The organism is Peribacillus sp. FSL K6-5616 (genome assembly GCF_038008245.1).
In the GTDB taxonomy this organism is placed as follows: domain Bacteria; phylum Bacillota; class Bacilli; order Bacillales; family DSM-1321; genus Peribacillus; species Peribacillus frigoritolerans.
This window is the reverse complement of the sequence record NZ_JBBOYT010000001.1, coordinates 262,005-274,956: the sequence shown is the minus strand read 5'-3', so window position 1 is coordinate 274,956 and position 12,952 is coordinate 262,005. Positions and strand designations below refer to the sequence as shown.

The 12,952-nt window shown below is 39.9% G+C and carries 14 protein-coding genes and 1 pseudogene; 3 read left to right on the top strand and 12 right to left on the bottom strand.

Annotated elements, in window-relative coordinates:
- Positions 1-129: 129 nt before the first annotated feature.
- From MHB45_RS01245 to MHB45_RS01225, 5 genes are all read right to left on the bottom strand, one after another.
- On the bottom strand, positions 130-1,326 hold the full coding sequence (locus tag MHB45_RS01245) for an MFS transporter (RefSeq protein ID WP_048687223.1): 1,197 nt from the start codon (positions 1,324-1,326) through the stop codon (positions 130-132).
- A 374-nt stretch (positions 1,327-1,700) separates the two neighbouring features.
- A complete protein-coding gene (locus tag MHB45_RS01240) occupies positions 1,701-2,663 on the bottom strand; it encodes a sensor domain-containing diguanylate cyclase (RefSeq protein WP_048687225.1) in 963 nt (320 codons plus the stop codon).
- A 221-nt stretch (positions 2,664-2,884) separates the two neighbouring features.
- A complete protein-coding gene (locus MHB45_RS01235; RefSeq protein ID WP_048687226.1) occupies positions 2,885-3,679 on the bottom strand; it encodes a DUF4097 family beta strand repeat-containing protein in 795 nt (264 codons plus the stop codon).
- Positions 3,672-4,226, bottom strand: a complete 555-nt coding sequence (locus MHB45_RS01230; protein WP_340907222.1) for a DUF1700 domain-containing protein — start codon at positions 4,224-4,226, stop codon at positions 3,672-3,674. The genes MHB45_RS01235 and MHB45_RS01230 overlap by 8 nt, the downstream gene beginning before the upstream one ends.
- Positions 4,223-4,543, bottom strand: a complete 321-nt coding sequence (locus tag MHB45_RS01225) for a PadR family transcriptional regulator (RefSeq protein WP_340907221.1) — start codon at positions 4,541-4,543, stop codon at positions 4,223-4,225. The genes MHB45_RS01230 and MHB45_RS01225 overlap by 4 nt, the downstream gene beginning before the upstream one ends.
- A gap of 228 nt (positions 4,544-4,771) precedes the next feature.
- Between MHB45_RS01225 and MHB45_RS01220 the strand changes: the two genes are divergently transcribed.
- Positions 4,772-5,830, top strand: a complete 1,059-nt coding sequence (locus MHB45_RS01220) for a DUF2157 domain-containing protein (RefSeq protein ID WP_161921985.1) — start codon at positions 4,772-4,774, stop codon at positions 5,828-5,830.
- A complete protein-coding gene (locus MHB45_RS01215; RefSeq protein ID WP_161921986.1) occupies positions 5,823-6,359 on the top strand; it encodes a GDYXXLXY domain-containing protein in 537 nt (178 codons plus the stop codon). The genes MHB45_RS01220 and MHB45_RS01215 overlap by 8 nt, the downstream gene beginning before the upstream one ends.
- An 88-nt stretch (positions 6,360-6,447) precedes the next feature.
- On the opposite strand, the gene MHB45_RS01210 is transcribed toward MHB45_RS01215, so the two are convergent.
- From MHB45_RS01210 to MHB45_RS01180, 7 genes and pseudogenes are all read right to left on the bottom strand, one after another.
- A complete protein-coding gene (locus tag MHB45_RS01210; RefSeq protein WP_034305456.1) occupies positions 6,448-6,927 on the bottom strand; it encodes a C40 family peptidase in 480 nt (159 codons plus the stop codon).
- A gap of 186 nt (positions 6,928-7,113) precedes the next feature.
- A complete protein-coding gene (locus MHB45_RS01205) occupies positions 7,114-7,386 on the bottom strand; it encodes a phage holin (RefSeq protein WP_048687232.1) in 273 nt (90 codons plus the stop codon).
- A gap of 193 nt (positions 7,387-7,579) precedes the next feature.
- Positions 7,580-8,431: an ATP-binding cassette domain-containing protein gene (locus MHB45_RS01200; RefSeq protein WP_161921987.1), complete on the bottom strand. Its 852-nt coding sequence runs from the start codon at positions 8,429-8,431 to the stop codon at positions 7,580-7,582.
- Complete coding sequence (locus MHB45_RS01195) at positions 8,431-8,835, bottom strand: GntR family transcriptional regulator (RefSeq protein ID WP_034305461.1); 405 nt, start codon at positions 8,833-8,835, stop codon at positions 8,431-8,433. Before MHB45_RS01195 ends, MHB45_RS01200 begins: the two co-directional genes overlap by 1 nt.
- Positions 8,836-8,858: 23 nt before the next feature.
- A complete protein-coding gene (locus tag MHB45_RS01190) occupies positions 8,859-9,575 on the bottom strand; it encodes a hypothetical protein (protein WP_048687235.1) in 717 nt (238 codons plus the stop codon).
- A 335-nt stretch (positions 9,576-9,910) separates the two neighbouring features.
- Positions 9,911-11,104, bottom strand: a complete 1,194-nt coding sequence (locus MHB45_RS01185) for an LL-diaminopimelate aminotransferase (protein ID WP_055348370.1) — start codon at positions 11,102-11,104, stop codon at positions 9,911-9,913.
- Positions 11,105-11,178: 74 nt separating this feature from the next.
- A pseudogene (locus tag MHB45_RS01180) lies at positions 11,179-11,423 on the bottom strand (DUF1731 domain-containing protein); the annotation flags it as partial.
- Positions 11,424-12,029: 606 nt separating this feature from the next.
- Between MHB45_RS01180 and MHB45_RS01175 the strand changes: the two are divergent.
- The gene (locus MHB45_RS01175) at positions 12,030-12,443 is read left to right on the top strand and encodes a GNAT family N-acetyltransferase (protein WP_048687239.1); all 414 of its coding nucleotides are present in this window, start codon (positions 12,030-12,032) and stop codon (positions 12,441-12,443) included.
- Positions 12,444-12,952 lie beyond the last annotated feature (509 nt).

Here is a 12,952-nt window from a genome sequence, read left to right as displayed (position 1 = left end):
ATCTTATGTATAATCTCTTTTCGATAATAACAAAGTTCTTCCATTTTTAAAATATTTAGGATAGTGCACCAAGGGTGTTCCTACTGACTCAAAAAAAAGAATGACTTCCATTGAAGCCATTCAACATCCTTATATTGATTTTCCTTTATCCTCGCTCCTGATGATGAATAAATAAACGATCATCGAAATGAAAATCGAGGCGGCTGCCGTGATATAGATGCTCCTATATCCGAAGAGGAAGCCAATCTGCCCGAACACGATGGCACCTATGCCCACTCCAAGATCGAAAAATGAAAAGTATGTGGCATTCGCCATCGCCTTCCGATTGGGTGCCGTCTTTTCAATCGACCATGCCTGCAGCGCCGGCTGAACAGAACCGAATCCAAATCCATAAAGCACTGCCGCAATGTAAAGTACCGCTTCACTCGGCATCCATGCAAGCAGCAGCATTCCAGCCATGATGAGTACCGTTGAAGGCACGAATACGGCTCGATGTCCCCTTCTGTCATATAGTCGACCCGCGAATAATCTCGTGACCATAAGGGCCATTGCATATACTAAAAAGTACCACTGAATTCCATCTACACCTTTTTCCGCTGTATACAGGGGAAGGAAGGTTGCAATTCCACCAAATGTAACGGAGATGAAGAAAATGAGCAAAGATGGCTGAAGGGCACTTTTTTCATAAATATCAAACCTTTTGGCTCTGACAGCCGCCGAAGGATCACTTTCCACTTTTTGATACCGAATAAGTGATGCTGCAATGATGGCAAGCAAGCCTAATAAAGAGCAGATCAAAAACAACTCTTGAAACGGAAGGACCGTAACTAGGAAAAGACCCAATGATGGCCCGAATGCCAGTGCTAAGTTACCCGATAATCCGTAATACCCCATCCCCTCACCACGCCGTTTCGCAGGGATTATATCGGAAGCAATCGTTCCTGAAGCCGTTGAAGAAAATCCCCAGCCGACGCCCTGTACAATCCGCATCATGAATAACAAGCCGATGCTCCCCATGAAACCGAAGGAACCCACTGACAAAGCAAAAATGGCTAACCCGGCAAGAAAAACGATGCGCCTTCCTTTCGTCTCCAATAATCTTCCGGCAATTGGCCGGACAAGCAATGCCGAAAAAGTGAAGATTCCAAGGACAGCCCCCACAAGACGGTCATCACCGCCAAGCTGTTCTACAAACAACGGGAGGGTCGGCATCGTCATTTGAAAACCCATGAAGATGCACATATTTGCCAAACAGATCATGATGAAATCACGTGTCCAGATTTTATCAGTCCCTCTTACCCGTTCATCCACTAAGGTTTCCCTCATATCCCTTCACCTTCTAATTATAATAGTCATTGCCAGTTTACTAAAATTGCTTAAAATAAGCGAATGATTTATTTCGTGTACCTAAATATATATATATAAATAAAAGCCCAATATGACACCGGGCTCCCCCCTTTAACATTCATGATCATTTCCGTCCACTTACCTTCCGTATGCAAACCAATAATTTTTAGGTTCTCCATGCTGTAATGCATTAAACCATTGCCTCTATTCATCCGTAACGGCTCTTAGCTGAAACGCATCCCGCCAGCATAATGGATTTTCCTTACATTCAAATTTTCATAAAACATCCCCTGAAACAACCATTCTGCAAGTGAAGAATGGTTCTACACCCTATCTTATTGTTTCCATATCTTTCATCTGCCCGGCCGAACGAGTTTCTGTTCTTTTCTTCGCCGTTTATCTTGAAACATTTTTTGATCCGCTTCCATGAATAAGCTATCCATATTCCCTTTGGAATGCGAACGGTATGCATGCCCGAATGACATACTGATGTGAGGGCCCTTTTTTAGGGAGTTTTGCAAAAGGATTTCTTCCATTAATAATTCACAAAGAGATTCTACCTCTCGCTTGCTTCTGTCAATCAGAAGAACGGCAAACTCATCGCCTCCCACTCTCGCTACAACAGCGATTTCCGAGAAAATCCGTTTTAATAGATTTGCCGCTGCTTTAATCAATTCATCTCCTTTCTTATGTCCATACGCATCATTCATAAATTTCAGTTCATCTAAATCACACAATATCATGGCAACCGGAGTATCAAAATCCAGATTGGATTTTGCAGCTATATTATCGAAAAACTGTCGATTATGGATGTTCGTTAATGAGTCATGGGACATTTGATACTCAATATCCTGTATGAATTTCACTCTTTCATCGATATTGCGAATGATTCCTTGAACGGCTACCAATTGCTCTTTTTCATATATGGGTGTAGCATATTCCTCGAACCACAAAAAATCACCCTCGATAGTTCTCCAGCGTTGAATGACCGGCTTATTATAATCTATCCCACCATATATCTTTTCATTTAGGAGTTCAAAATCATCAGGATGAATCCTTTCAAAAGGGGAGGAAGGGTCATTGTATGCTTCTTCCAAGACGCCTTGACCTAAAAGTGTATTGATGGATGGACTTAGATACCTGAACTTGGAACTTGGATTCGATTCGTAGCAGTAGATAATATCCTTAGAACTTTCCACTATATTAAACACTTTTTTTTGCACTTCGAAGCCTTTTTTAAGATAATCCTTTTCCCTTTTCTTGCGAGTGAAGATCGTACGTTTAAATATATCCAATGACCATTTATTGAATTTCATTATACAGCCCCCATACTTTTGAAGTCGTTTCCTTAAAACCCTATCCTTAGATTTGAGGGCGGACTTACACTCATTACTTTTAACATAATTATCCTTTCTATATTATAATTCCAAAAACATCTAAAAGGAAAAACTTTAAATGTTTTCCTTATCTCCTTAAGAAAAAGGGACGCATAACTGAAAAAAGCCGATTCCAATTGGATCGGCTTTTCATGCTTCGACTATTTCGTTATCTCGATTTTCCCATTATTCGTTTCCAATTTAACAAGATTTTCACCTTTGCCAATGACAGTATCGCCCTCATACTTACCAAGGATATCCACTCTCCCATTGTCAACATGAACATCGAATGTTGTATTCGTCGGTTCATTCTCCGTTTTGATCATGATTTTACCATTATTACTTTCGAGTTCGATCTCCCTATCCAAGTCTTTCGTGACTAATGTGATTTTACCGTTATTCGATGAACCAACCAGTTTTCCCTCCACATTATTAAGCTCTACTTTTCCATTAGCAGATTTCACTTCAACTTTTTCGGTTATTATATCATTTAATTCTACCCGGCCATTTTGAGATTTCACATTTAGATTTTCACTTTTCAATCCTGTTATTTGCAATCTTCCATTATCGGATTCGGCCACAAAGGATTTATAAGATTCATCAGGCACATACACCTTTAAATGTAAGGATTGAATATGAAAGCCAAAGCTAAACGTACGTCGATCCTTTAATTGTACCGAAAGCTTCTTCCCTTCCACATCTGCAGTGAAATCCAACTTGGAAACATCCATCCCTTTTGAAACCAACTCTATCCTGGTCTCCTTATCCTTCGTTGGCACGATCTCTACAGCTGCATTGTCAGCGTCGATTTGAATGTCCGTCACGATTTCCGAAATCGTTTTTTCCTCTGTAGTCGTTTCCTTATTCGTCATTTGGGAAAACGTAAACAGACTTCCTATTACCCCGATCAATAACAATACAAGTGCAATGATCGATAATTTTTTTACATTAATCATTTTTCAAACCGCCTTTCACAAGGGAAGCGTTAAATTTTAAATAGCGAATGAATCCTTTAGTTAAAGCACTCGTAGCGACAAACATTCCCATGGCAATGAAAATGCCAATCCCGCATAGTCCCAATGCGAAGAAAAGATCGAATAATTGAAAGTTACCTAACACAAGGTTAAACAGAGCGCCAAGCGGAGCAAGAATGAACGCTATCGCCGAAACCCACCCTGCAATGACAACTCCGATCAAGGCTATAAATGGTCCCAAAACGATCACTAAATTAAAGAACCCCAAACCAATGACTGCCCAAACCGCCCGCATAACATTACCTGCAGAAGTCGTTTGTTCGACCTGACCAAGATGATAGGTTGCCATCAGTTCCTTGGAAATCTGTCTAGGATTTCCAAGGGATTTGGAGATTTCCTGCTCTGACTTCCCTTCTTCCATTCCAATTTCGAAATACTCTTTGTAATCTTGAAGGATATCTTCCCGTTCCTCTAAGGAAAGTCTGGTTAAAGAGGCATTCAATTGTTTTAAAAATTGTTCTTTATTCATTGGTTCACACCTTCCTTGATTAATTGGTTGACCCCGTTGGAAAATTCATTCCATTCCATCAGCAGTTCTTGAAGGTATCTCCGTCCTTTTTCGGTTAATATATAATATTTGCGCGGAGGCCCTTCTGTTGATTCTTGCAAATATGTCGTAAAATACTCTTCCTTCGTCAATCGTCTTAAAAGTGGATATACCGACCCTTCCGATATTTCAATTTGATCCGAAATCTTCTGTACAAGTTCATACCCATAGCGATCCTGCTTATCTAGTAACACCAGAACACACAGTTCCAGGACACCTTTCTTAAATTGTACATTCATAGCACCTTCACTCCTTCCAAAAGTTTTTCAGTATAGTTCAATAAACAGTACTGAACACCGAACAATACATCTTATGTAAATAATTTACCACATGGTACTGTTCATTGCAAGGTACTATATTTTTTTGCCTTACACGCATTCCAATAAGGGTAGAAGAAAATTAGCATTATATTCAAAGCAGCAAGAGAATACGATGTATAATAGTAAAATGTGGAAGGAGGAGTTACTTTGGCCAACAAAGCAATAACAAAGAAGCAATTCGATTTTCTTGAGCATGAATTTAATTACCTTGAAAAGGAAGGAGTCATCTCCCGGCAAGAGAAAGTGAGGATGTTGGGTTCCTATGATGTAAAAGGCAATTTGAGCTTCATCACGATTCTATTATCCATTGGGGCACTTCTTTTAGGTTTAGGCGTATTGACCTTCGTAGCCAGCAACTGGATCTATTTAAGTAAAGCGGTTAAATTCCTGCTTATCATTGCATGCCTCATCGGAGTGAACTTTGCTGGCGTGAAGGTGCAGGCACGCTTTCCCAAAACGTCACGAAGTCTGCATTATGCAGGTATCCTGATCTTTGGTGCAGGGATATTTCTAGTCGAGCAGATGTTTAACATTAGCATCAATTTCAACAATTCCTTTTTATTATGGGCGATTGGAACGGTATTCATTGGATACTATTTGAAGGATGTTTTCATCCTCCTGTTTACATCTTTCCTGCTTTTCATTTATTTGAACGGAAGTATATTCGTTGATGAAACATCTTATCCGTTTGCCATTCTTGTATTTCTACCGGCTTTATACATTCTGTTAAAGAAATTCGATTACCCTAATTATCTGACCTTTTTCATTAACGCTTTAGCCATCAATACAATTGCCTTATTTCTTATGGAATTCGTGCCGAAACTAGGGTTTGAAAATTCGATAACGATTGTCCTTTCCATCTTGTTTGTACTGGGTATCGTGCTTGCCTATATTCCGGTAAGAGCCAAATTACAAAACATCACACACATACAAGGGCATATCTTACATGGTATAACCGCACTCTTCCTTACCTTTGAATTTTCAATCTGGTTTCCTATAGCTTATTTCGTTTTTCTGCTTTATCTGATTCTAAAAGGCAGTTTGACCAGCATCGTGATAATATGTGCACTGATTTTCAGATATTACATCTACTCCTTTGACTTCCTGCCAAAATCGCTTACATTCATCATTGGTGGAATCATGCTCATCGGTTTTGGCTTCTTCTTTGAAAACCAACGACAAAAAGGAGGGGAACTCAATGAGTAATCCATCATTCCGGCCACTCATCGTATTTTCCATTCCAGTCTTGATTTTGTTAATCTTGGCGTTTCCCCCGGTCTGGACAACAATGACAGGAGATGTAATCAAGATCAAGACAGCCCCGGTCGACCCGACTGATTTGTTTAGGGGAAGCTATGTTGCTTTGAAATACGAAATTGAATCAGTAAAGCCGTCGCAAGTCGATGACTCGATTAAAACCGAGTTCAATACAAGGAATATGGGTGATTATAAAAAGGTATATGTACGTTTAAAACAAAACGCTGATGGACTATACGCTGTTGATTACGTAACGAAAGAAAAGCCCGGCGAAGGCGTGTACCTAAAAGGGGAATTGGAAGTCCCTTATGACCTGCAAAATGCTAAAACCATTCAGATCAGATACGGTCTGGACAATTATTTCGCATCCGAAGAAAAGACAAAGGAAATGGAGAAGGAAGCATTGGCCAATCCTTCAGTGGCTGTCGTAAAAGTTCGTAATGGCCATGTTGTTTTAACCGATATCATCATTGAATGAATGGCCCCCGGATATGACTAGCAAAAAGAGCATCGGTTTTTCGATGCTCTTTTGTTTTCTGGACTATTATCATGTAAAATTCAGATTGTTACTTAATGACCCGTTTTGCCCCTATATATTTTTCTTTCCAATATTCATCACTCATTTTGACCACCTTGACCCCTTTGGTGGTGGTCCCGACAAAAGTGCCATTTCCATAATAGATTCCTACAAAAGAGACCTGCCCTTTCTTACCTGTCGCATAGAAGACCAAATCGCCCGCTTTCAAATCTTTTTGCTTCACGGCCTTTCCGGTTTTATACTGATCCGCACTCGTTCTTGGAATCTTCATTTCTGTGGCGGCATTTTTATATACATATTGGGTAAGACCGCTAGCATCGAACCCTTTAGGGGTCGTCCCCCCATATTTATATTTGCTTCCCACCTGCTTCTTTGCCAAAGCGGCAACTTCATCACCATAATTGATAGAGGCTGAAGCATTAGCCGGACTGAATATGAATGCCGTCAATAATGCCCCGACTAAAACTATGGCTGCAAACCATTTAGAAACTGGTAAACGATAACTCATCCTTTTTCCTCCCCAAACTGAAAATGAACCACAATTTTAAATGTATGTTGCATTTCAGTTTTTAGACCAAATCATTTTCGGCGATCATCATCCCTGTAAAAAAAATAACCAGATAACGCCGTTGTCTAGCTAATACGGTGTTATCTGGTATACTCTACTTTTCAGTAGCTGAAAGAATAGTGTCCATTACTTAGGTTCCTCGTATTGTCGTGCATTTTCACTGTCACTTAAACCTTTAGTTGTATGATCGACCACACCGCCGACCCCAAAGAATGTAAGCGCTATGAAGTTAATGATGCCTAAAGCGCCGTTCAATGCATCATCAGTAATGGTGAAGCCTATAGGAGTAATGAAATTGTTTATGAACGCGGCGACCATCTGCGCCAATATTAAAAGCCCAGGAAGGAGTACAGTGAATATAAACGTAGGGTTCTTAAGACGCACTTTCCAGTTGATCATTGCTTTTCCCCCTCTCTATCCTATTAAGTCCGCTTCATTGAAGATTGTCGCGGACCTGCTATATTTTATGCGGCTTGTCCTTTTTACGTTCAAAAATTCCATTATCATCTATTACTCTAGTTTCCCATAAACATAAAGAAGCCCATCAGAGGATGGACCTTCAAAGTAGTTTTTAAAAATACTAGAGAGCGCCTCACTTTAACAAGTAAGTAACAGCTTCCTCGAGCTCTATATACTCCTCGGCGTGCCAGTTTATTCCTGCCTTTAGAAAATAAGCTTCTGCCTCTATGGGTAAATGGGTAGTCACCGTCCGCAAACCTTTTCTCTCAATTTCCCCCGGAATGGATACCGGCGGCAAGTCCTCTGCCAGCCAAAACCGTTTATACTGCTGAGCCAATTTGTCTTTTTCGAACTTTCCTGCCATTTGTCCCCGGTTTATAAATATCAGGTAATCGGCAAGTTTACGGATATCCTCCATTTGATGAGTGGAAATGAAAATCGTCTTATCTTCCCTTTCCATCCACTCAATCAAAAAATCCGTATACTTCCGTTTTGAGACAATATCCATATGTGCGGTCGGTTCATCCAGAATCAATAGTTGGGCATTTTTGGACAAAGTCAGGGACGCTAGTAACTTCTGTTGATTACCCTGTGATAATTTTCCGTACTTCTTATTCATGGGTATCTCGAAGGTATCCACCATATTCCCAAACCAATCATCATCCCAATTCGGATACCATTTTGAGAATAAGACCTTTAATTCATTTCCCGTAAATGAGTCACAGCCCATCAAAGTTTGAGGCTGGTAAGCAATTTGCTTTTTCCAACTTTCATCATCCTGGTTTGTATTACATCCAAAAACGATAATCTCACCCATATCCTGTCTCGCCAGCTGCATGATCGTTTTCAGCAGTGTACTTTTCCCTGCACCATTATTACCGATCAAAGCCGTAACCGTACCCGATTCAAGCGTAAGGTTAATCGGTCCTAACAAAAAATCCTCGATTTTCTTTTCAACGGAAAGTACCTCAAGTGATGTCGTCATCAACCTTTCCCTCCCTTTTTCATTTTAAGCTCTTCGATCAGTTCTGCAAAAATCGTCTCGATTTCTTCAAATGTATAATTTTGTTGAAGCGCTGATTCAATGCTTTTCTCCATCGCTTGCTGGACGGATTTGATTTTCACACTTCGGATGAGACTTTCCTCCACTTTTGCAACGAAGGTCCCTTTTCCCTGGATGGTAGTGATGAATCCTTCCAGTTCCAAATCCTGATAGGCTCTCCTGGTGGTAATTGCACTGATTTCCAAATCCTTCGATAGCGTTCTTATTGACGGCAAAGGGGCACCTGGAGCCAGTTGCCCACTTGCTATCATGGCTTGAATCTGACCAGCTATCTGATGATAAATGGGGACTCTTGATTCTTTTGATAAATGAACCGGTAGCTCCACTTTCCTTTTCCTCCCCGGATATCTTATTTTAAATAATCTATTTTTTTCATTTTCTTTCCCATATAATGCTTACAGTAATAATAACCGCTGACCGCTATCACTCCTGAAACAGCCATTGACCAAATAGGGAATGCCTTCGCCGCTTCCATCGATAAGCCAACGATCCCTGTATCTGTTTTCACGTAGAACCATACGAGAACTAACGTTACTCCCCCATATATGATGATACTCCATACTAACAGCATCATTGGAGTGATCCTGTCTCCTACGTCGCTTGCCGCATATGTGAAGGCAGATGCTATCCCAAAAAGCAACCAAATAAGCATAAATGCAATGTATTCAAGAATGTCCATCGATTCAAGGAGCATTGGCGAAAATAAAATCAAGAACAATAGTTGAAAAGGCAAACCGGGAAACAGTGCTTGAACTAAGCGGCTCTTCATCAGTACTTCCTTGTCTATAGGCAGTGTGTTTAACATCATGAAAAATGGCGAACCCCAAATTTCCCCATCCACCTTTTGATATTGTAATTCTTTGGATCTAACCATATAAGGAACCAAACCAAATAGCAGCAGAAAAGCAATATCAATAAAAATGGAGGGCAGTTGGTCCCCATCATTCCAAACAACCGTATACATAACAGCGACCGCAAGAAGGATGAAAAACAAACTGAATATCCCGATCCATGATTTTTTCCATTCCATTTTTGCTAACCAGAAAGCATCTTTCCACGTATCCATGTACGTAAGCCCCTTTCAAATTGTTATAGTGTTTATATCCATATACACAGTATATGTCAATGATATCCACTTTGCAACCAAAAATAGGATTTTATCTCCATAACAAAGTGAAGTTAAACTTGATATAGGAACACATCTTTCGAATATCAGCATGACAAGGTATGAAAAAGAACAGCGGCATTTGCTCCAAGTGTTTTAGGGTCAGGACAACATTCCATAAGGGTCAACTTTTTCAAATGCCTTTATGATAGTTGTGCATTTCACCTTATATAAAAGCAAGAAAATAAAAAAAGAACGGCCGATCCGTGATCGGGCGTTCTTAAAACCTGAATATATTAAATGCTAGATTTTTCACACTCCATTTTTTCCTGCAAAAACATTCTAATCCGTTCAGCAGCTTCTGTCAATCTCTTGGCCGGCTGGACCAAGGCCATCCGGACATACCCTTCACCCTGCTTCCCAAAAGCATCGCCTGGAACGACCGTTACCCCTACTTTTTCAATCAATGCATAGGCAAAATCCCGTGATTTCCAGCCAGCAGGAATTTGGGCCCAAATAAACATCGTAGCTGATGTTTTCGGTACATGCCATCCCCCTTCCGCAAGACCTGAAATCAAGGCATCACGTCGGGACTGGTATTCCTTAACCTGTTCGGATAGCAGCGAAAGATTGGAAGTTAGCGCCATTTCGGCAGCTTTTTGAATAGGATAAAAAACCCCATAATCGATGTGTGATTTCAGCGTTCCCAGGATGTTCAGCGCCTCTTGATTTCCCACTGCATACCCAATGCGGCAGCCGGCCATATTAAAAGTTTTGGAAAGTGAGTTAAATTCAATCCCCACTTCCTTGGCACCAGGAATGGACATAAAACTAATTTGCGGATGATCATCAAAAATCAATTCCGAATAAGCAAAATCGTGAACCACCATGATTTCATTCTTTTTCGCAAACGATATAACGTCCGAAAAGAAAGTCTCATCAGCAAGGGCCGTGACAGGATTACCAGGATAACTGATGATCATCATTTTCGTCTTTTTCAGTATTTCATCCGGAATTTCGTTGAGCTGCGGCAGGAATCCATTTTCGGCAGTAAGCGGCATCGGATGAATGATTCCGCCGGCAAGTTCCACACTCGCTTCATAAATTGGATATCCCGGATCTGGCACCAGCACATAATCTCCAGGGTTTATCATCGCCGTTGCCAAGTGTGCAAGGCCATCCTGTGACCCCATCAGTTGGAGGACTTCCCTTTCTGCATCCAGCTCCACTCCATAACGCATCCGATAAAAGTAACAGACTGCCTCATGGAATTCAAGCGTACCTTTTAACGTATACCCGTAGGAATTGCGATCCTGCGCATACTTCACAAGCGTATCCACCACAAAATCAGGCGGTGGTAGATCCGGACTTCCAACACTCAAATCGATAACATCCAGCCCTCGTTTCATTGCATCCTGCTTGCGGGCCGCCAACTCTGAAAAGATTCCTGTTGTGAATCTTCCGACTTTTTCAGATGGAGTCATATTCATTCTGCGATTCCCCTCCATTAAATGATTTTCTATCTATCATTATAGCAATCTTTTTCGAGTATTTTAAGAATTCATCAGTATATCTGTTCGAGAGCCACATCAAGATGATCGAATTTAAATGCATACCCTGCCTTTTCCAATCTCTCAGGTATGACCCACCGGCTTTTTAATATCAATTCCGTTTCGGTCCCCATAAAGAAAGCCCCCATTTCAAGAATGGGAGTTGGACAGGGAAGTCCTATCCTAATATTCATGAACTGAATTTCTGATTTCCTGATCCTTGATGGCCTCCCAGTCCGAATTTAACCAAATTCCTATATTCCTGAAATGCTTTTCAAAGTATTGACCGACAAAACCAGTCCCGCCAGCTAAAACCACTTTCTTCAGCATATAACCAACCCACTTTCGTTTATGAGTTAATAGTATGAATAATAACGAACGCCTTCTATGTGAAGTAATTCACATAGATTATACCATGTTATTACATTAAATGGTAGCAACTCCTGCCGCTGTGCAATAATTGGTGAACTTGTCCAAGCAAAAGGGAAAATTACACATAAATTAGTAATGTGGAAATTTATAAAACAAAGGGGATGATTTCAGTGTCAAACAAAAAGCTAAGAAGAGCTGTTAATTCTGGAACCGGTAATTCCGGAACTGGCAATAGCAGTCTTAGGTCTGCCTTGAGAAGAGTCTTACAAAATTTATTAAACAATAATAGAGGTACTTCAATTAAGGAACCTACTTCCAACAAGCAACCCACTTCTGTCAAAGAATTTGAAAATTAGAAGGTTGCTTTTTTGAGATTAACATGGAATCCCTTTGGACTAATCTAAAGGGATTCCGTGTTATGTATTTACATGTACCAGCTATATATGTCTAGTGAATAACTGTTATATCTAATAGAGATAAAGGAGAAGTTATGATGTATTTTTTTCGAGACTGGAAACCTAAAAAGGATATAAAGAAATTAACGGATATCACCGTAAAAAATTTTCGGGTTTCTTCCGATAAAGTGAATGAAATTCTGCAAAAGTCACACAAGGTGCTTGTGATTTGTAATGATAAAGGTAAAGTAGTGGGATTCATTTGTTATAATCTTTATTTATATAAAGTGGCTCATATTAATTATGTAGTCATTGACAAAAAATATAGAGGAAAGGGAATTCTGCAAGCCCTTTTACCCGAATTAGTAGAATATGTGAGAAATAAAGGAATCCTTGTAGTATCCGGTTTCGTGAACAAAAATAACCATGAGGCATTGCAAAAATTTAGAGCCCTTGGTTTTAAACCGATTTTTATTTATCATGATGACATTCTAATTCAATCACTGATTTAAGAAGGGTCTCTTGAAGCTTATAGCGTAAATAAGAAGAAAGATCGATCAAATACATTCTGTTTCACCTATATTAACTGCATTCCTGATACCAATACAAATATGCGGGAATAGGATTATAGGGATATATGAATTCCCTGTTCCTCCATGCAATGAATAACCTAGGGAAGGAAAGCCTGTAAATTCTACACGGATTCATAGGCATTTTCCCTGTAGTCTCTTCTACCTTTCTTATAATCTTACCCCCTTTCCGATGCTTCTTTAACATGCAATATTCCATGTATTCAAGGCACTTCTATTAAACAAACAGTGTGCAACGTTTGTCATTCCTTGGCTTGATCGTAGAGTTCCCATTAAAAAGGTCAACCAGTAAAAACTAGTGAACCTATCATATGTTTATCTTTTTGAATAAAACTGGAGCGGTACTATATATATTGGAAGGAATCGCAATGATTTAATACCCCACACATAATATTTTTCTATATTTTCAAAATAAACCCATTCCTGTATAG

Coding starts and splice junctions, on each gene's coding strand:
- MHB45_RS01245 (WP_048687223.1), bottom strand. CDS start 1,326: ATGAGGGAAACCTTAGTGGATGAACGGGTAAGAGGGACTGATAAAATC.
- MHB45_RS01240 (WP_048687225.1), bottom strand. CDS start 2,663: ATGAAATTCAATAAATGGTCATTGGATATATTTAAACGTACGATCTTC.
- MHB45_RS01235 (WP_048687226.1), bottom strand. CDS start 3,679: ATGATTAATGTAAAAAAATTATCGATCATTGCACTTGTATTGTTATTG.
- MHB45_RS01230 (WP_340907222.1), bottom strand. CDS start 4,226: ATGAATAAAGAACAATTTTTAAAACAATTGAATGCCTCTTTAACCAGA.
- MHB45_RS01225 (WP_340907221.1), bottom strand. CDS start 4,543: ATGAATGTACAATTTAAGAAAGGTGTCCTGGAACTGTGTGTTCTGGTG.
- MHB45_RS01215 (WP_161921986.1), top strand. CDS start 5,823: ATGAGTAATCCATCATTCCGGCCACTCATCGTATTTTCCATTCCAGTC.
- MHB45_RS01210 (WP_034305456.1), bottom strand. CDS start 6,927: ATGAGTTATCGTTTACCAGTTTCTAAATGGTTTGCAGCCATAGTTTTA.
- MHB45_RS01205 (WP_048687232.1), bottom strand. CDS start 7,386: ATGATCAACTGGAAAGTGCGTCTTAAGAACCCTACGTTTATATTCACT.
- MHB45_RS01200 (WP_161921987.1), bottom strand. CDS start 8,431: ATGACGACATCACTTGAGGTACTTTCCGTTGAAAAGAAAATCGAGGAT.
- MHB45_RS01190 (WP_048687235.1), bottom strand. CDS start 9,575: ATGGATACGTGGAAAGATGCTTTCTGGTTAGCAAAAATGGAATGGAAA.
- MHB45_RS01185 (WP_055348370.1), bottom strand. CDS start 11,104: ATGAATATGACTCCATCTGAAAAAGTCGGAAGATTCACAACAGGAATC.
- MHB45_RS01175 (WP_048687239.1), top strand. CDS start 12,030: ATGTATTTTTTTCGAGACTGGAAACCTAAAAAGGATATAAAGAAATTA.